The organism is Zhongshania aliphaticivorans (assembly GCF_001586255.1).
Classification (GTDB): domain Bacteria; phylum Pseudomonadota; class Gammaproteobacteria; order Pseudomonadales; family Spongiibacteraceae; genus Spongiibacter; species Spongiibacter aliphaticivorans.
Genome location: NZ_CP014544.1, coordinates 3,037,451 through 3,055,263, shown reverse-complemented (window position 1 = coordinate 3,055,263; position 17,813 = coordinate 3,037,451). Strand labels below are relative to the sequence as shown.

Here is a 17,813-nt window from a genome sequence, read left to right as displayed (position 1 = left end):
ATCTACGAATTTCGCCAAACCATTAAATTAACGCTTAACTATTTTTAAATTATTAAAGGTGAACATTATGAAGATTCAAAGCAAATCAAGCATCCGCAACAAGAAGCAGGGCGGTTTTATCATGACCACTGAGTTGGTTCTGTTAACCACCACTATGGTTGTTGGCATGATCGTAGGCCTAGTATCAATGCGCGACTCAGTTAACGCCGAGATGGAAGATGTTGCCGAAGCAATTGGCGCCCTGGATCAAAGCTACGCCTTTGACGGCATCAAGAACAACCAGAACACCGCGGTTATTGCTGGTTCAGGCTTTGATGACGCGATTGACGCTCTGGCTGGCGACGACACTGGCTTCACCTTTGTAGTTGACTCAGACGAAGGCCCAGGTAGCACTAACACTGCTGACACTCAGGCTTCTAGCGCCGGTTTGCAGACTTCGCCTCTCTAAGGGCGGCTTCCTTAGCGCCTGGGGGCGCTAAGGCTTAAACGAACTCAAGCTCCAAACACTGACACGAAATTTTAAAACTACTCTTAAATAAACAGGTGAACATTATGAAGATTCAAAGCAAATCAAGCATCCGCAACAAGAAGCAGGGCGGTTTCATTATGACCACTGAGTTGGTTCTTCTGACCACGACTATGGTTGTCGGCATGATCGTAGGCCTCGTATCAATGCGCGACTCAGTTAACGCGGAGATGGAAGATGTTGCTGAAGCAATTGGCGCCTTGGATCAAAGCTACGCCTTTGACGGCATTAAGAACAACCAGAACACCGCTGTTATTGCTGGTTCAGGCTTTGATGACGCAGTTGATACTTTGGCTGGCGACGACACTGGCTTTACCTTCACTATCGATAATGACGAAGGCCCAACAGGTAACACTGCTGACACTCAGGCATCTAGCGCAGGCTTGCAGACCGCTCCTCTGTAAGGACGAGCACCTTAGCGCCTGAATCAGGTGCTAAAATTTCAATAAGCAATTGAAAAGCGATGGCGCCCAAGGGCGCCATCGCTTTTTTTGTTGGTTCGATGACGCGCTTAAGCGTGTTTATTTAGCCCAGGAGGCCGTAAAGGCCCTTCTACTGCCTTGTCTCACAAGCTTTGAATACATAAAGCCAGAAATCCTCTGCAGGCTGAGGTGGGCGTAACAAACAATTCTCATTAAACCGCTTCGCAAAATGAAAATCACATTGCTTTAGGTCGTAGTCTCCTCCCGCTGGTTCGCTTTTAGATTCTGTTAAGAATATGTTTTGTTTTACATAAGCTGCTGTTTTTTAACAATAAAAAATAAATTATCGCTATTGTCTTCAGTCTGGCACGTCACCTGCAATCTATTAATCAGAAATTCAGAAACGGTCTGGTAGAGATCTACGAATTTCGCCAAACCATTAAATTAACGCTTAACTATTTTTAAATTATTAAAGGTGAACATTATGAAGATTCAAAGCAAATCAAGCATCCGTAACAAGAAGCAGGGCGGTTTCATTATGACCACTGAGTTGGTTCTTCTGACCACGACTATGGTTGTCGGCATGATCGTAGGCCTCGTATCAATGCGCGACTCAGTTAACGCGGAGATGGAAGATGTTGCTGAAGCAATTGGCGCCTTGGATCAAAGCTACGCCTTTGACGGCATCAAGAACAACCAGAACACTGCGGTTATTGCTGGTTCAGGCTTTGATGATGCAGTTGATGCACTGGCTGGCGACGACACTGGCTTCACCTTCACTATCGATAATGACGAAGGCCCAACAGGTGACACTGCTGATGCCCAGGCTTCTAGCGCCGGCTTGCAGACTTCGCCTCTCTAAGGGCGGCCTCCTTAGCGCCTGAGGGCGCTAAGGCTTAAACGAATTCAAGCTCCAAACACTGACACGAAATTTTAAAACTACTTTTAAATACACAGGTGAACATTATGAAGATTCAAAGCAAATCAAGCATCCGTAACAAGAAGCAGGGCGGTTTCATCATGACCACTGAGTTGGTTCTTCTGACCACGACTATGGTTGTCGGCATGATCGTAGGCCTAGTATCCATGCGCGATTCTGTTAACGCCGAAATGGAAGATGTCGCCGAAGCAATTGGCGCCCTAGATCAAAGCTACGCCTTTGACGGCATCAAGAACAACCAGAACACCGCGGTTATCGCTGGTTCAGGCTTTGATGACGCGATTGACGCACTGGCTGGCGACGACACCGGCTTCACCTTCACTATCGATAATGACGAAGGCCCAACAGGTGACACTGCTGACACTCAGGCATCTAGCGCTGGTCTGCAGGCTTCACCTTTGTAAGGTTTAGTACTAAAGCCCCGGCCTTAGGACTGGGGCTTAACAAGCAATTAAAAAGCAATTAAAAAGCGATGCAGCCTTTGGCCGCATCGCTTTTTTGCTGTTGGTTTGGGATGAATATCAAGCGGCTAGCCTCACTCCTTGGCTCGAACGTCGCTGTTTAGGTGCGCCTCTTAGACTTGCTTTCTGTCTTCGCTGCGAAATTTACACGCGAACATTTATACCGCTTCGCAAAATGAAAATCATATTCGTTTAGGCGCTAATTTCCTTGTTCTGGTGCCGCTCTGAATTTCATTTGGCAAAGGTCTATGTTTCAGTAAGCTATTGTTTTTTAACAATAAAAAATAAATTATCGCTATTGTCTTCAGTCTGGCACGTCACCTGCAGTCTATTAATCAGAAATTCAGAAACGGTCTGGTAGAGATCTACGAATTTCGCCAAACCATTAAATTAACGCTTAACTATTTTTAAATTATTAAAGGTGAACATTATGAAGATTCAAAGCAAATCAAGCATCCGTAACAAGAAGCAGGGCGGTTTCATCATGACCACTGAGTTGGTTCTGTTAACCACGACTATGGTTGTTGGCATGATCGTAGGCCTAGTATCGATGCGCGATTCTGTTAACGCCGAGATGGAAGATGTTGCCGAAGCGATTGGCGCCCTGGATCAAAGCTACGCCTTTGACGGCATCAAGAACAACCAGAACACTGCGGTTATTGCTGGTTCAGGCTTTGATGATGCAGTTGATGCACTGGCTGGCGACGACACTGGCTTCACCTTTGTAGTTGACTCAGACGAAGGCCCAGGTAGCACTAACACTGCTGACACTCAGGCATCTAGCGCTGGTCTGCAGACTTCACCTTTGTAAGGTTTAGTACTAAAGCCCCGGCCTTAGGACTGGGGCTTAACAAGCAATTAAAAAGCAATTAAAAAGCGATGCAGCCTTTGGCCGCATCGCTTTTTTGCTGTTGGTTTGGGATAAATATCAAGCGGCTAGCCTCACTCCTTGGCTCGAACGTCGCTGTTTAGGTGCGCCTCTTAGACTTGCTTTCTGTCTTCGCTGCGAAATTTACAAGCGAATAATTAAACCGCTTTGCAAAATGCAATTCACCCTGCTTTAGGCGCGAATTATTCGTGATTGATGAGCTAATGTATTCGACTTTTCTGTGTTTTGGTTTGTCGTAAGATACTGATTTGTAAAAATAAAAAATAAATTATCGCGATCTCATTCAGTCTGGCACGTCACCTGCAATCTATTAATCAGAAATTCAGAAACGGTCTGGTAGAGATCTACGAATTTCGCCAAACCATTAAATTAACGCTTAACTATTTCTACATTATTAAAGGTGAACATTATGAAAATTCAAAGCAAATCAAGCATCCGTAACAAGAAGCAGGGCGGTTTCATCATGACCACTGAGTTGGTTCTTCTGACCACGACTATGGTTGTTGGCATGATCGTAGGCCTAGTATCAATGCGCGACTCAGTTAACGCCGAGATGGAAGATGTTGCCGAAGCAATTGGCGCCCTGGATCAAAGCTACGCCTTTGACGGCATCAAGAACAACCAGAACACTGCGGTTATTGCTGGTTCAGGCTTTGATGATGCAGTTGATGCACTGGCTGGCGACGACACTGGCTTCACCTTCACTATCGATAATGACGAAGGCCCAACAGGTGACACTGCTGATGCCCAGGCTTCTAGCGCCGGCTTGCAGACTTCGCCTCTCTAAGGGCGGCCTCCTTAGCGCCTGAGGGCGCTAAGGCTTAAACGAATTCAAGCTCCAAACACTGATACGAAATTTTAAAACTACTCTTAAATAAACAGGTGAACATTATGAAGATTCAAAGCAAATCAAGCATCCGTAACAAGAAGCAGGGCGGTTTCATCATGACCACTGAGTTGGTTCTTCTGACCACGACTATGGTTGTCGGCATGATCGTAGGCCTAGTATCCATGCGCGATTCTGTTAACGCCGAAATGGAAGATGTTGCCGAAGCGATTGGCGCCCTGGATCAAAGCTACGCCTTTGACGGCATTAAGAACAACCAGAACACTGCGGTTATTGCTGGTTCAGGTTTTGATGACGCAGTTGATACTTTGGCTGGCGACGACACTGGCTTCACCTTCACTATTGACAATGACGAAGGCCCAACAGGTGACACTGCTGATGCCCAGGCTTCTAGCGCCGGTTTGCAGACTTCGCCTTTGTAAGGTTTAGTTCCTAAATACCTTGGCCTTAGTGCTAGGGTTTTAATTCATAAAAGCAATGGTGCCTTAGGCGCCATTGCTTTTTATTTTGAGGAGCCCTAAGGGTGAGGCTGAAGTCTGTTGATTAATTTGATTTTCATTTTGCAATTCATGATTGAGAAAGTTTATTTCAGAGCAGCAGGTCCTCGTTAAATGTTCTTTAAGCTACTGATATTTAACTATTTATAGTTACGTTCTCTGTTGGCTAGAAAATTGCTTTACCTGTATTAGAAGCGACGATTAATGTGTCGAAAAATTATTAGTACATGAAATAAATTAATGAGGTTTAACATGAAACGCAAACTAACAGGCAGCGCAACAGCATCATTGGTATTGTTTTTTGCATCTAGCATGTTGGCGTCGGTACTGGGCCTTCGTCAGGTTGACAGGATGACCACTGAGCCAGGTTGGGTAGCGGGAGGCGATATTGCCGCGGGCGCGGTGATAATGCCCAATATGCTTAAAGAGGCGAGAATTAGTGACGGCGCTAATGTTATGTCCGATCCGCGCTCTTTGTTTGGTAAGCGCCTTAAAATTGCTAAAAAAGAGGGTGACACGTTTAAGCCCGACGATATTGCTCCAGCGCCAGCCCGCAAAACCCTGGCACAAGCGATTCCCGAGGGACGGGTGCTATACACCCTGATCCCCAATGCTGGCGGTATTCCGCACTCACAATTGACCGGTGGTGATCGTCTGGATGTACTGGTGACGGGCCGTGGTGGTGTAAGAACCGTGGCGAGGGATGTTCGCCTCATTGGGGTGATGGACGGTAGCGCAAAGTCACAGGCTGCGGCTGACGGCGGCCCGATTAGTATGCTTAAGCAAAAGCCCAAGAATAAGTCTGGAAGTAGAACCGGCGTGTCGTTGGTGGTTGCGGTCTACCCAGATGATGTTTACCCGCTTGCCAGCATTGGCAGCAACGATAAGGTGAGCTTGGTACTGCACGGCAGCCGTGACCTGGCGGATGGCCAGCCGCTTCGAGTAAGAGCGGTACCAACTCATCGTTCGGTAGAAGTGGTATCGGGTTTGAGTCGCAGCAAGGTGCATATCCGTCTATGATAACGACATAGGCGAGTTGAATGGCGCTGCGTGTTCCATTTTTGCGAACCATATAAGTACCTTAAGCGAATTAAGGTGCTGAAGCTGGGGAGAGTATTCTGGAATGCATTGCAAAATGCGAAAAATCCGGTCGAATAGAAAAATAATTGCAAAATGCAAAAGCAATTCCCCTAAGCTTGTTGTTTATGTCCTCTTAACTTATTGAAATTTATAAAGATAATATATTGTCAGGCCGTTTTCTGAAGCTGGCACGTTGGCTGCAATACATACTGTAATAGGAAAGTTGATACGACTTTCACACCGCATACAGTAAATGCCAGACTACAGAATCGGAGAAATACCATGAAACGCAAACTAACAGGCAGCGCAACAGCATCATTAATTCTGTTCTTTGCATCAAGCATGTTGGCGTCGGTACTGGGCCTTCGTCAGGTTGACAGGATGACCACTGAGCCAGGTTGGGTAGCGGGAGGCGATATTGCCGCGGGCGCGGTGATAATGCCCAATATGCTTAAAGAGGCGAGAATTAGTGACGGCGCTAATGTTATGTCCGATCCGCGCTCTTTGTTTGGTAAGCGCCTTAAAATTGCTAAAAAAGAGGGTGACACGTTTAAGCCCGACGATATTGCTCCAGCGCCAGCCCGCAAAACCCTGGCACAAGCGATTCCCGAGGGACGGGTGCTATACACCCTGATCCCCAATGCTGGCGGTATTCCGCACTCACAATTGACCGGTGGTGATCGTCTGGATGTACTGGTGACGGGCCGTGGTGGTGTAAGAACCGTGGCGAGGGATGTTCGCCTCATTGGGGTGATGGACGGCAGCGCAAAGTCACAGGCTGCGGCTGACGGCGGCCCGATTAGTATGCTTAAGCAAAAGCCCAAGAATAAGTCTGGAAGTAGAACCGGCGTGTCGTTGGTGGTTGCGGTCTACCCAGATGATGTTTACCCGCTTGCCAGCATTGGCAGCAACGATAAGGTGAGCTTGGTACTGCACGGCAGTCATGACCTGGCGGATGGCCAGCCGCTTCGAGTAAGAGCGGTGCCAACCCACCGTTCAATAGAAGTAGTATCGGGTTTGAGTCGCAGCAGAGTGAATATTCGACTGTAAGTTTAGTGAAAAATAGCTTGATCCTTAGTGAATTTGAAGTGGAGATAGACTTGTGAATATTTTGGGCGATGAGAACAAGGACAAAGGTGGCGCAGATTATTTTCGACGCCTAAGGGGCATGGTTCATCGCCGCTTAATCGATACGCTAGACAGTGATGGCGCTAAATCACTCGGCGACACCAGCCAGGTAAAAGAGAAACTAGAATGGATTGTTAATGATTTAAGCCGCAGCCGCGGTGTAGAAATATCACAAGCAGAACGTAATCAACTTGAGCGCGAAATTCTTGAAGAGTTAAGCGGCATGGGCCCATTGGCGCCCTTTATGCTTGAAGATGATATTACCGACATTCTAGTCAATGGTGCCCACGAAATTTGGATTGATCGCGCCGGCCGCCTCCAAAAAACGGACGCGCGCTTTGACGACGAAGCCCATTTGCGGCGATTCTTAGATCGTATTATTGGCGTTCAAGGCCGACACCTTGATGCGAGTACACCAATGGTAGATGCAAAATTAGCCGATGGCAGTCGCTTGCATGCAGTGATACCGCCGCTTTGTTCAAAGGGCGCGGTTGTCTCAATCCGGCGTTTCCGTAAAGAAAGAATAGAACCTGCGGACCTTGTGACAGGCGGATTTATCAGTCAGCCGATGCTTGATCTTCTGCAAATGGCCGTGGAGGCAGGTGTGAATGTTATTGTGGCAGGAAGTGCGGCGGCGGGTAAAACCACCTTGTTAAATGTGCTTTCTAAATCGATTCCGGATCATGAACGCATTATCACTATAGAAGAAACTTCTGAGCTGCGCTTGGATCACCCCCACGTCATTCCCCTTGAGTCCCGACCTGGTAACTTAGAAGGTATTGGTAGCGTTAATCTTCGTGAGCTAGTTCGAACCGCATTGCGGATGCGCGCAGATCGCATCATAGTTGGTGAGGTGCGCGGCGGCGAAGTTATGGATATGCTACAGGCCATGAATGTAGGACATGATGGCAGTTTAACCACTGTTCACGCCAATAGCCTAGCTGACGTGCTACGCCGCTTAGAGTCCCTAGCACTAATGAGTGACTCTGGTGTGCCCCGCGATTCGGTTAAGGAAATGATCGCCTCTGCCATTCAGGTGGTCGTGCACGTAATGCGTTTTCGTGACGGTTCGCGCCGTGTGGTGAGCCTTGGTGAAGTGGTGCGTGACGGCGGTGAATTGTCCGTCAAAGAATTGTTCCGGTTTAAAACCGAGGGCCTCAATGATGAGGGGCGTATTCAGGGTAAACACTGGTACACCGGTGAGAAGGTAGACTTTTTGGAGCGCGTAGAGGCTCAGGGCTTTTCTGTTGATATTGATCTCGGGCCCGCTCTGGACGTAAGGAGTGCGGTGTCGTGATAGATATACTGTTGGTTGCACTGTGTGTTTGTGTCGCCTTGTATTCAGCTTATTTTTTCTGGAGTAATCGTACCGCGAGTTCCGCGACAAGTACCCCAGTGGATGTATTGTTTGAAGACAAACCTATACGAGTCCGTAAGCCGTCGAAATTGCGCGGTAGCTTACGAACCTTAAATTTACAAGTTGAACCCATACTGGTCATCGCCATTATTGGTATACTTGGCGCCTGTGTGTACTTTCTGTTTATTGAGTTATTTCCAGATATGGGCCGGTTTGCGCTTCTCGCTGCCGCCGGCTTTACCTGCATGGCATTTTTTATAATCAATGATATGAGCTTGTGGCGCCGTCGTAAGTTTGAAGAGCGTCTCGTTGATTCTCTCGATTTAATTCAGGCCGCGATTCAAGGCGGGGTGACGGCAAGACACGCCTTACTGGTGGCGGCAGATGCATCTGACGGCGCAATAAAGAAAGAGCTAACGGAAATCGTTGAACGCCTCGATTACGGTTTAACCATTGAAGTTGCCGTTGATCGCATGCAAAAGCGCTATGACACCGAAGGGGTGCGTTTATTTTCGCAGGCGCTAATCTCCAAGTGGCATTCAGGTAGTGATTTTGGCTTGTTGTTAAAGTCCATTAGTGAACTTATTCGCGATCAATTGCGGTTGCGGATGCTGATTACGGGTCAATTGTCTGGGGTTCGCTATTCCGCCGTATTTACGGGTGCGCTGCCATATTTGTTGGTGCCGCTATTTTTGTGGCGTGAACCCCATTGGTTTGACCCCTTAAAAAATAATCCCGACGGCGCGACATACGTATTAGGCGCTATATTACTACAAGTGTTTGGTTACCTTTGGTTGCGTCGCCTGTTGAGGACAGAACTATGAACGAGAGCTGGTGGTTTGACCTGGGTGTACTCGTACTGTTGATGTTTATTGGCGCTATCGCGCTAAAGATGCGGTCTGGCGGTATTGAACAGGTTACTGAGAAGGAGTTTGACGGATTTGACTTCGACGATGACAAACGGCGATTTTCAGTTTATCCCCGCAAGTTGATTCGGCAAAGTGGCTATTCTCCTGAGAAACTTTTTTGGGTTTACTGGATTAGTAAGGTGGTGTTAGCTGTTTTAGTACCGATGGTATTACTCGAGATATTTCAAGAGGGTTTGCTATTATGGGCTGTGCTGCTTATTGGTGTTGTTAGTTTTGTAATTATTGACCTCTGGTTTCTGTTGGCGCGGAAAAGTCGGCGCTCGTCGATAGAGCGATCACTCTCATTTTTTGCTAATTTGATGGTGGTCTACTTAAAATCAGGATTGAGCTTAACCCGCGCTTTTGATAGCGCAGCGCAATACGGTTTGAGTCGTAAAAATCCGCTCTCGCAAGAAGTGAGTCTCTTGCTGCGTGAAATTGACGCTGGCCGCGCTCGTGACGAAGCCTTTACTCGGCTTGCCAAACGAACCGGAGTACAAGATTTACGCCGTCTCGCGGCAGTGCTGAACGTTGGCTTTAAAGTGGGTTCACCAGTGGCCGATACTTTAGAGGCGCAAGCGCAGTTATTACGTGCGAGACAGGCGCAGCAGGGAACCGCATTAGTAAACCGTAAGACGATGGAAGCAATGCTACCCATGCTGATGGTGTGTTTTCCCATGTTCATCGTGCTGATATTTTACCCTGCTGGAGCTCAAGTCATTGAGGTCATGGCAGCATTAAAAGACTTATTTTAAACGCGGCGGCAATGGGTCGTGAAAAATGATTGGCGGGAGCCTGTATTTACATGAATGATCTTGTTAAAAAATCGAATTTCTCAGGAACTAAGCCTCAACGTGTTCGGCAGAAAGGTTTTATTATCACGATTGAACTGATACTCATCAGCACAGTTTTGGTCATTGGTACGTTTGTCGGTATTGTCGCAATACGTGATGCTTTGTTTAAGCAATACGTGCAGAAGCAGTCCCGTGAAGTGACGGTTTACGATGCCAATGGCTTGATCTTGGGTAAGGCCGTAGATTACGACGAGCATGAAGCGCCGCGGATTCCCTATATTGACCGCACAGTTGCGCCACTGTCGCCAGACCCAGAACATCGTAATTATCGCGCGCTGATCAGTATTCGTGACGACCGATTTACATCTCGGGAAGCTGTTTACTATGACGGCGCAGATTGCACCGGAACGCCTTGTATTAAAGCCTCTAGCGACGAAGCAGCAGACAATGTTGGTATAGAGAATTTGTCGGCTACCGGTGCGGTGAGTTATCTCTATAAGTTGCAAGACGGTCCTACCTACGCCATTGGTCGATCACCCGACGGTATTAAAGGTTTTTTATTCCGCGAAACAGCGAGCGCCTGCGCGATACAGCCAGAGGCAATAAAATCCCGCTATATGTCGCAAAAGGTGGTGACGGGCAGCCCCTGTGAACCTGTTAGCACTGGCAGCGGAACCACCACGACTACCACTACGACTACAACCGCAACGACGGGCGAAGTTTATGTCGCCGATGCCTATACTGATTGCTTGCTAGGTACGCCGACAACCTTGGGTGTTGTTGATGCTTGCGCCTGCCCGGCCAATTACGAGCAGCAAAATGATGTAGTGACAGCAGCAGCAACCGAAATTGACGCCTCATTATTGGTTGGCCTCGATTCGATTCGCGGCTTTGCCAGAGAGGTGGTTGATGTTGTTGAGTCGGTGGGTGTGCAGCTTGGCACTGTATGCTGCCCGGTGGGTTCGGTGTTGAGCAGTACCAATCTTGCCGACACCGTGGCCTATGCAATTGTTCGGGATGCCGCTGAGGCAACCTTGACGGATGCTAGAAAGTTGGCTCGAACACTCGAGACCATTGACACCAATCTTACGCCGGGAACCATCGTTTGTATTGAAGAGACTCAGACGACTACACCGGTGCAAGAAGAGGGTGGCCTACCTCGAACATTAGTCTTGAAAGAGGCTGTCCAGGTATACGCACCGGATACTGCCGAAAATGCTTTAGCACCGTTCACCGCGCCATTTAAGGTGAATTTACCGGCGGATGTGGGTGACGATGCTTGGGTCTATACTCTGCCAGGACAAGAAGGCCGTAATAATTAATCCCTGTTCAACGTCATTCCTCTGCAGCGGGATTGTCGGGGCTTAGATGGAAGGACGTTGTACGCTGACGCTGTGTAAATTAATTTTAGCGATTTTACAGGGGTAATATTTCCGACAGGAATTACCATGCAGATACCACCGCCAATTGCTGATGAGCCGAAGCGACTTGCTGCACTTCATAATCTAGGTTTGTTAGATACGCCAGCAGAGGAGCGCTTTGATCGTATTACCCGTCTGGCGCAGCAGTATTTTGGTGTAAAAATTGCTCTTATTTGTTTAGTTGATTCTGACCGGCAATGGTTTAAATCTAAGCAAGGCATTGAGGCGAACGAGACTCCCCGCGATATATCATTTTGCGGTCACGCTATTCAGACCAGCGACGTTTTTGTTGTTGAAGATACCTTATTAGACCCGCGATTTGCAGATAGCCCGCTTGTTGTCGGTAAACCCAATATCCGATTCTATGCGGGCTACGCTCTATCATCTGAGGATGGCCATAAAGTTGCCACACTCTGCGTGATGGACGAGCGGCCCCGGGTTTTTTCCAATGATGAATTACAAGTACTTAGGGACTTAGGCCGGTTGGCAGAGTTGGAAGTGCAGCATGGCAATACCGTGCATTTCTCGGCGGCGCCATCTTACTTCCAGCGACTTCGGGGATTAATTAAATCCGTTGCAGCGCCGCTAAGCAGTCGCGTTGGTGCGGCGATGACAGCGCTGATCGTATTCTTCGCCATACTTCTAGTTGCTTACAATGACGACTACCATCGGCAGCAAAGTGCGTTAGCGGAGATTGAACAGCAAACTCTGCAGGACCTGGCGTTGGTCCGCGGCAAGTTAGAGTCGGCCTTAAATGCCAAACTCTATCTTGTTCAGGGCTTGAGTGGCATTGTTCACGCGGCGCAAACCATTGATGAAGAGGCTTTCCAGTATTTTGCTGAGGAATTGGGCAATAATATTCGCGGCATCCGCAGTCTGCAATTAGCCCCAGAGGGGGTGGTGCGCCATGTCTGGCCGATAGCAAGTAATAAAGCGGCAATAGGTCATGACCTGATGGGCGACGCCAGTCGCAGACAGGCCGCGGAGATGGCAATTGCGAGCCGTAAACTATGGATCGCTGGCCCACTGACTCTCAAGCAGGGCGGGGTTGCGCTTATCGGCCGCCTACCAATATTTATTACGAAAGATCAGGGCGTGGGTGAACATTTCTGGGGCTTTGGAACCATCTTAGTCGATTTAGCAACGCTACTAGAGGAGACGGGTGTCGACGAGCTGCAGACACACTATGCGGTTGCGATTCGTGGTTCGGATTCCTTAGGTAGCAGCGGTTCGGTATTTCATGGTGACGCGAGTGTGTTTTCGCAGAAGCCAATCTTAAACAAAGTTAGCTTGCCGGCGGGGAGTTGGGAGCTTGGCGCAGTGCCGCGTGGTGGCTGGGTCAGTCAGCGGGCTGATCGCGGCTTGCGTATTGCAGCTAGTTTTGTTGTCGCTGGCTTTGTTGCCTATTTAATCTATGTCCTGTTACGCCTGCCAGCCCGGTTGCGATTAGCGATACGTCGGACAAATTCTGCACTGGAGCGCAGCGAAACGCGTTTCCGAGACGCGATCGACGCTCAGCCCGATGGCTTCGTTGTCTATGACGCAGATGACCGCCTGGCACTCAGTAATGAAAAAATGCGCGAGTTTTATCACGCCAGCCGCCACGCGCTGCAAAGCGGTCTGAGTTTTAAGCAGTTTCTTACCGCAGGTGTTGAGCAAGAGCAGTATTTACTGGCAGATAATGTCGACCCCGATGGCTTTGTCCTATCGGAGCTGGAGCGGCACCACAAGGCGGACGCTATGTCCGAAGTGCAGTTAGCTGATGGCCGCTGGATAGCTATTGTTGAGCGCAAAATGCGCGACGGCGGGCGAGTGGGTTTCCACCGTGACATTAGTAGCTTGAAGTTGAAAGAGGCGCAGCTAGTCGAGGCCAAAGTGGTGGCCGAGAGTGCTAATCAGGCTAAAAGTGATTTTCTCGCTACCATCAGCCATGAGTTACGCACCCCTTTAAATGGGGTGTTGGGCTTACTGGGCATGTTATGTGATGACAAAAGCCTAAGTGACGAGCAACAGCAATATGCCACTACGGCCAATGATTCGGCCCGGCAATTATTATCGATTCTGAATGAGTTACTTGATATTAGTAAAATGGAAGCGGGCAAGTTAGAACTTGATCGCGAATCTTTTTATCTGAACGACACCATTGCGAGTAGCTATGAACTGCTTAAGTCGCGTGCCGAGGCCAAAGACTTACACTTTACGATCGATGTTGATGAAGCCTTATGCGTGCCCCTGGTCGGGGATCAGGGTCGTATTCGCCAAGTATTATTAAATTTACTCAGTAATGCACTTAAATTTACCGACCGCGGCGGCGTGACATTGCGCGCCTATGTGTGCGCGACATCCGTTAAAGACGTCTCACTAAAAATTGAGGTTTCCGATACCGGTATCGGGTTTAAGGACTCGGATATTGAAAGCTTGTTCATGCCCTTTTCTCAGCTCGACGCGAGCGCCGACCGGCGATATTCGGGAACGGGGCTGGGCCTCGTTATCTGCAAGCGGTTAATTAATATGATGGGTGGCGATATCACGGCGACTGGTGTTGAGGGTAAAGGCGCAATATTCACCGTGAGTTTGACGCTACCGCGTGGTGAGGTGACTGCATCCGCGCCGGCGGCTATTGTTACTGATTCGCTACTTCCACGCGAGTTAGCGTGGCCAACCATTCGAGTATTGTTGGCCGAAGACGGGGTGACGAATCAATTAGTGATTCAGGCAATGTTAAAAAATACGGGATACACAGTCGATATTGCCCACGACGGCGAAGAGGCGATTAAAGCCGTGACTGACTTTTCGTATGATCTCATCTTAATGGATATTTATATGCCCAATGTCGACGGCATTGCGGCAACTGAAGGCATTCGTCGGCTACCTAAGGGCAAAGACCTAATTATTATTGCACTGACCGCTAACGCAATGGCGGGTGACAAAGAGCGGTTTATTGCCGCGGGCATGGACGATTATCTCGCTAAGCCGGTCGATAAAGTGACGATGTTGGCATGCATGCATAAATGGATTGTGAGAAAGCGGGAAGGCACATTCAATACCAAGTCGTAGTACAGCGTTTATGATTTGCAATATGAGAATGATTTTGCGTTGAATTCGCAAAATAGGACGCAAATTTTCTGTGTTTAGGTGTGTATTTTTTAACCTGTTGTTTTTATTATAATTTATTTCATTCTGTGTTGGCATCGTCCTTGCTCTATTTAGTTTATTAATGATTGATTTCCCTGGGCTCTTTTGCAAAGGGAGTAAACGAATGTAGAGGTAGGCGGATATGAGTATTACAGACGCAAAGAAACAAGATTTAGATACCCTGATGATTGCTAAACACACTGACCATATTTTTAAACAAGCTGATATCAGCCGCTATATGGGCGAAATAATTTCGGAGGCCATTAGCGAGAATCATTTTTACATGGTGTACCAACCACAGTTCGCCCTTGGCACCGGGAAGCTGTTGGGTTTTGAAGCCCTGGTTCGCTGCCAGTCACCTGAGTTCGGTTTGGTATCCCCAGCCGATTTTATTCCTTTTGCAGAAGATAATGGTGACATCGTTGAGATTGGTAAATGGATTTTTCGTCAAGCCTTGCTCGATTTAAAGGCTTTTCGGCAACAAGGGCTTGATGATATTTATATGTCAGTAAATTTGTCGCCCGCGCAATTTGTGGCTGGGGATATTTTTGAACAAGTGATGTTCCTGCTAATGGAGCTAGATATACCTGCAACTGCATTGAAACTGGAGCTGACAGAAACGGCCTTGATACGCAATGCAGATGTAGCCGCTCGCACATTCCGTGCTTTTCAAAGTGAAGGCGTTGAAATTTGGTTAGATGATTTTGGGACTGGTTTTGCCTCTATTAATTTGTTGCGCGAATTTAAAATTGACGGGCTTAAAATCGACAAGAGTTTTGTTGATGGCATTCACCTGAAAGACGATGACTTTACGATATGCAGCGCGATTATTGCGATGGCACAACGTTTGGGGTTACATATTGTCGCCGAGGGCATTGAGGACGAAATACAAATGCAGATTCTTGGGCAACTTGGTTGCGATAGCGCCCAGGGATTTTTACTTGCCAAGCCCCAGCGTGTCGAAGAATGTATCGTGAAATGGACACCTAAGCGCAATTAATCAATATACCGGTGTGGCCTTGCTTGTTATAGGTCGAGAATGATTGTAATTTAACGCTTAGCATTGGCTCAGGCACTGTCTGCAAGGTGCCAGATACTAATAATTGCGGAGCCAGCGATGAGTGACGTCAAACGCACATTTTTAAAAAATTTAAGTTGGCTCGCCGCCGGTGAAATGATGGTTCGGGTATCACGTTTACTCACGACCTTAATTTTGGCGCGCTACCTAACCCTGAATGACTACGGTCTCGCCGCACTTGCAATTGCGAGTGCGGAAATAATCCGCATACTGGCCAGTAATGGTGTCGGTAATTTAATTGTTAAAGCTGATGACGCGCACTTGCGTAGCGTATCAATTACCGTCTTTTGGCTAAATCTAGCGATTGGCCTTGTCATGTTCTTGCTACAGTATTTTTTGGCACCGGCCATTGCGAGCTTATATGGCGCGCCAATACTCGAAGATCTATTGCAAACATTAGCCTTCACGCACCTCATTTACCCCTTCGCGATGGTGCAATTCAACCTCTTGCAACGCAGTAGTCGCATGAAAGAAGCGGGGCTGATTATGGGCTTAACCGTTACCGCTGATAATTTGCTGTCGGCGGTATTGGCGTTAATGGGCTTTGGTGTCTGGTCGGTCATTTGGCCGAAATTACTCGCGGCCTCGCTGTGGGTGGTGATTATCAATACCCGGGTATTCTGGCGGCCAAGCCTTGAATTCGCGTGGTCTGAATTGCGCAGTATGCGTCGCTATTCCGGCGGGGTCCTGCTTGCGGAAGGCTTAAAGAATGTGCGTAATCAGTTTGATATGTTTATTTTGGGCAAAGTTCTGTCTCCGGAGGTTTTTGGCTTGTATGCCTTCGCTAAAAACGCGGGCCTAGGAATTAGCCTGTCTTTAACAGCGGGTTTTAACACCGCCCTGCTTCCTCGGTTGTGTGATGCCTATCGCGACGGAGAAAATGTCGCAAAGAGCTATTTTAGCGCTTTGAAAACCGCGCTTATGGTGATTGCGCCGCTTATTTTGTGCCAGGCACTCTTGGCGCCGATATATGTGCCAATCGTGTTTGGCGAGCAGTGGGAGCCAGCTACTATGCTGGTGACTTGCCTGTGTCTTTCGGCAATACCACGCATGATATTTGACTCTGGCAGTATGTATTTCCGGGCTTTAGATAGGCTTCGCGCGGAAAATGTAATTGCAATCAGTTTCACGGCCGTGTTTGCGGCGTCCATTTTCTTCTTGGCAGATATGGGTGGTGTTGCCGTGGCGCTGGGTATGATTGGGCTTTATAGCGTCGTGAGTACAGTTTTCCTAGTGTCTGTTTATCGGTCAATTATTCGCGGTGCTGTGCCTCTGGCGCGAGATGCGACGTAAGTTCGTTGCGCGTAAAGATACCCTTTACCGCGTTGCCTTTAGCCATGTCGCTATATCGTTTTGCGTTAGCGCTATTCTGGCGAAGTCGAGCGGCCGCTGACCTTTAGTGTATAACTACATTAGGATTCTCATTTTACGTTTTTATCCTGATGTGCTTTGCAAAATGCACATCACACTGTCCTGGATAAAGGGTCTAACTAGAGTGGATTTTGAAAAATATAATAAAAACATGGTGTTATAGGGGGTTCTAGGTTTGGCATAGCGGTTGCAATAGTAATAGCAAGTTTATCTATTACTAGGGTCACACAGCCATGCAAGCCATCAAACAGCAAATTAATACCTTCCTACCTTCGTTCCTTGTTGTTCTGTTCGCTCAGCTTCAGCGGTTTAATGACTGGTTGGTTCGCGACGCTTATAAGCGTGTCTACGATGTCACGTTGAGCGCTTTATTGATTCTGGCTTTGTCACCGCTACTACTGATGACTGGCTTGGCCATACTTTTAGAGAGTCGCGGTGGCGTATTCTTCCACCAGCAGCGTGTTGGTAAAGACGGCCAGATCTTTAAAATGATCAAATTCCGCTCGATGAGCACCGATGCAAAATTGCATGCCGAAGTTGCTGCCATGGAAAGCGACCGCGATGGCGTATGCAGAAAGTTTGTTAACGATCCCCGGGTAACGAAAGTCGGCAATATCATCCGCAAGCTGTCTATTGACGAGCTACCCCAGTTGATCAACGTCCTGCGCGGCGAAATGTCACTGATCGGTCCACGTCCAGCGTTGATATCAGAAGTTGAGCAATACACTGACTATGACCGTCAGCGTTTGAATGCACTGCCCGGTATTTCAGGTTTGTGGCAGGTATCTGGTCGCGCCGACCTGAGCTTTGAACAGCAGATTGATCTTGATTTACGTTATATCCGCGAGCGCACCTTGTTCACCGATATTGTGATCACTGTTAAGACTATCCCTGCTGTATTACTGGGTGCCGGCGCTTACTGAGCCAATTTAAACCAAACTTAAACCGGAATCGCCGCA

The 17,813-nt window shown here is 48.0% G+C and carries 17 protein-coding genes; all 17 read left to right on the top strand.

Features of this window, described 5'->3' with window-relative positions; genetic code table 11:
- The first annotated feature begins 67 nt into the window (after nucleotides 1-67).
- The 17 genes from AZF00_RS13530 (at nucleotide 68) to AZF00_RS13450 (ending at nucleotide 17,777) form a co-directional block, all read left to right on the top strand.
- Nucleotides 68-448, top strand: a complete 381-nt coding sequence (locus AZF00_RS13530) for a hypothetical protein (RefSeq protein WP_008248517.1) — start codon at nucleotides 68-70, stop codon at nucleotides 446-448.
- A gap of 104 nt (nucleotides 449-552) precedes the next feature.
- A complete protein-coding gene (locus tag AZF00_RS13525) occupies nucleotides 553-930 on the top strand; it encodes a hypothetical protein (RefSeq protein ID WP_008248519.1) in 378 nt (125 codons plus the stop codon).
- 502 nt (nucleotides 931-1,432) lie between these two features.
- Nucleotides 1,433-1,810 carry a hypothetical protein gene (locus AZF00_RS13520; protein ID WP_008248521.1) on the top strand — a complete coding sequence of 126 codons (378 nt, stop codon included), beginning with the start codon at nucleotides 1,433-1,435 and terminating at the stop codon, nucleotides 1,808-1,810.
- Nucleotides 1,811-1,914: 104 nt separating this feature from the next.
- Nucleotides 1,915-2,292 carry a hypothetical protein gene (locus AZF00_RS13515; RefSeq protein ID WP_062383981.1) on the top strand — a complete coding sequence of 126 codons (378 nt, stop codon included), beginning with the start codon at nucleotides 1,915-1,917 and terminating at the stop codon, nucleotides 2,290-2,292.
- A gap of 487 nt (nucleotides 2,293-2,779) precedes the next feature.
- On the top strand, nucleotides 2,780-3,160 hold the full coding sequence (locus AZF00_RS13510) for a hypothetical protein (RefSeq protein WP_008248525.1): 381 nt from the start codon (nucleotides 2,780-2,782) through the stop codon (nucleotides 3,158-3,160).
- A gap of 487 nt (nucleotides 3,161-3,647) precedes the next feature.
- Nucleotides 3,648-4,025 (top strand): hypothetical protein, encoded by a 378-nt coding sequence (locus AZF00_RS13505; RefSeq protein ID WP_008248521.1) that lies wholly within the window; start codon nucleotides 3,648-3,650, stop codon nucleotides 4,023-4,025.
- Nucleotides 4,026-4,129: 104 nt separating this feature from the next.
- Nucleotides 4,130-4,507, top strand: a complete 378-nt coding sequence (locus AZF00_RS13500) for a hypothetical protein (protein WP_062383978.1) — start codon at nucleotides 4,130-4,132, stop codon at nucleotides 4,505-4,507.
- Between the two features lie 327 nt (nucleotides 4,508-4,834).
- Nucleotides 4,835-5,602 (top strand): CpaB family protein, encoded by a 768-nt coding sequence (locus AZF00_RS13495; RefSeq protein WP_062383975.1) that lies wholly within the window; start codon nucleotides 4,835-4,837, stop codon nucleotides 5,600-5,602.
- Between the two features lie 342 nt (nucleotides 5,603-5,944).
- On the top strand, nucleotides 5,945-6,712 hold the full coding sequence (locus AZF00_RS13490) for a CpaB family protein (RefSeq protein ID WP_062383973.1): 768 nt from the start codon (nucleotides 5,945-5,947) through the stop codon (nucleotides 6,710-6,712).
- 52 nt (nucleotides 6,713-6,764) lie between these two features.
- Complete coding sequence (locus AZF00_RS13485; protein WP_062383970.1) at nucleotides 6,765-8,087, top strand: TadA family conjugal transfer-associated ATPase; 1,323 nt, start codon at nucleotides 6,765-6,767, stop codon at nucleotides 8,085-8,087.
- Nucleotides 8,084-8,971, top strand: coding sequence for a type II secretion system F family protein (locus tag AZF00_RS13480; protein WP_008248536.1), 888 nt, complete (start codon nucleotides 8,084-8,086; stop codon nucleotides 8,969-8,971). Before AZF00_RS13485 ends, AZF00_RS13480 begins: the two co-directional genes overlap by 4 nt.
- Complete coding sequence (locus AZF00_RS13475) at nucleotides 8,968-9,810, top strand: type II secretion system F family protein (RefSeq protein ID WP_062383968.1); 843 nt, start codon at nucleotides 8,968-8,970, stop codon at nucleotides 9,808-9,810. The genes AZF00_RS13480 and AZF00_RS13475 overlap by 4 nt, the downstream gene beginning before the upstream one ends.
- Before the next feature lie 50 nt (nucleotides 9,811-9,860).
- Nucleotides 9,861-11,171 carry a hypothetical protein gene (locus AZF00_RS13470; RefSeq protein WP_062383965.1) on the top strand — a complete coding sequence of 437 codons (1,311 nt, stop codon included), beginning with the start codon at nucleotides 9,861-9,863 and terminating at the stop codon, nucleotides 11,169-11,171.
- Nucleotides 11,172-11,297: 126 nt separating this feature from the next.
- Nucleotides 11,298-14,327, top strand: coding sequence for an ATP-binding protein (locus AZF00_RS13465; RefSeq protein WP_062383961.1), 3,030 nt, complete (start codon nucleotides 11,298-11,300; stop codon nucleotides 14,325-14,327).
- 220 nt (nucleotides 14,328-14,547) lie between these two features.
- Nucleotides 14,548-15,405, top strand: a complete 858-nt coding sequence (locus tag AZF00_RS13460; protein WP_082793677.1) for a putative bifunctional diguanylate cyclase/phosphodiesterase — start codon at nucleotides 14,548-14,550, stop codon at nucleotides 15,403-15,405.
- Nucleotides 15,406-15,522: 117 nt separating this feature from the next.
- Complete coding sequence (locus tag AZF00_RS13455; RefSeq protein WP_062383958.1) at nucleotides 15,523-16,776, top strand: oligosaccharide flippase family protein; 1,254 nt, start codon at nucleotides 15,523-15,525, stop codon at nucleotides 16,774-16,776.
- Between the two features lie 311 nt (nucleotides 16,777-17,087).
- Nucleotides 17,088-17,777 carry a sugar transferase gene (locus tag AZF00_RS13450; RefSeq protein ID WP_062383954.1) on the top strand — a complete coding sequence of 230 codons (690 nt, stop codon included), beginning with the start codon at nucleotides 17,088-17,090 and terminating at the stop codon, nucleotides 17,775-17,777.
- The last annotated feature ends 36 nt before the right edge of the window (nucleotides 17,778-17,813 follow it).

Bases quoted from the DNA above. Each gene is read 5' to 3' on its own strand.
- AZF00_RS13530 (WP_008248517.1), top strand. From the start codon at position 68: ATGAAGATTCAAAGCAAATCAAGCATCCGCAACAAGAAGCAGGGCGGT.
- AZF00_RS13525 (WP_008248519.1), top strand. From the start codon at position 553: ATGAAGATTCAAAGCAAATCAAGCATCCGCAACAAGAAGCAGGGCGGT.
- AZF00_RS13520 (WP_008248521.1), top strand. From the start codon at position 1,433: ATGAAGATTCAAAGCAAATCAAGCATCCGTAACAAGAAGCAGGGCGGT.
- AZF00_RS13515 (WP_062383981.1), top strand. From the start codon at position 1,915: ATGAAGATTCAAAGCAAATCAAGCATCCGTAACAAGAAGCAGGGCGGT.
- AZF00_RS13510 (WP_008248525.1), top strand. From the start codon at position 2,780: ATGAAGATTCAAAGCAAATCAAGCATCCGTAACAAGAAGCAGGGCGGT.
- AZF00_RS13505 (WP_008248521.1), top strand. From the start codon at position 3,648: ATGAAAATTCAAAGCAAATCAAGCATCCGTAACAAGAAGCAGGGCGGT.
- AZF00_RS13500 (WP_062383978.1), top strand. From the start codon at position 4,130: ATGAAGATTCAAAGCAAATCAAGCATCCGTAACAAGAAGCAGGGCGGT.
- AZF00_RS13495 (WP_062383975.1), top strand. From the start codon at position 4,835: ATGAAACGCAAACTAACAGGCAGCGCAACAGCATCATTGGTATTGTTT.
- AZF00_RS13490 (WP_062383973.1), top strand. From the start codon at position 5,945: ATGAAACGCAAACTAACAGGCAGCGCAACAGCATCATTAATTCTGTTC.
- AZF00_RS13475 (WP_062383968.1), top strand. From the start codon at position 8,968: ATGAACGAGAGCTGGTGGTTTGACCTGGGTGTACTCGTACTGTTGATG.
- AZF00_RS13470 (WP_062383965.1), top strand. From the start codon at position 9,861: ATGAATGATCTTGTTAAAAAATCGAATTTCTCAGGAACTAAGCCTCAA.
- AZF00_RS13465 (WP_062383961.1), top strand. From the start codon at position 11,298: ATGCAGATACCACCGCCAATTGCTGATGAGCCGAAGCGACTTGCTGCA.
- AZF00_RS13460 (WP_082793677.1), top strand. From the start codon at position 14,548: ATGAGTATTACAGACGCAAAGAAACAAGATTTAGATACCCTGATGATT.
- AZF00_RS13455 (WP_062383958.1), top strand. From the start codon at position 15,523: ATGAGTGACGTCAAACGCACATTTTTAAAAAATTTAAGTTGGCTCGCC.
- AZF00_RS13450 (WP_062383954.1), top strand. From the start codon at position 17,088: ATGCAAGCCATCAAACAGCAAATTAATACCTTCCTACCTTCGTTCCTT.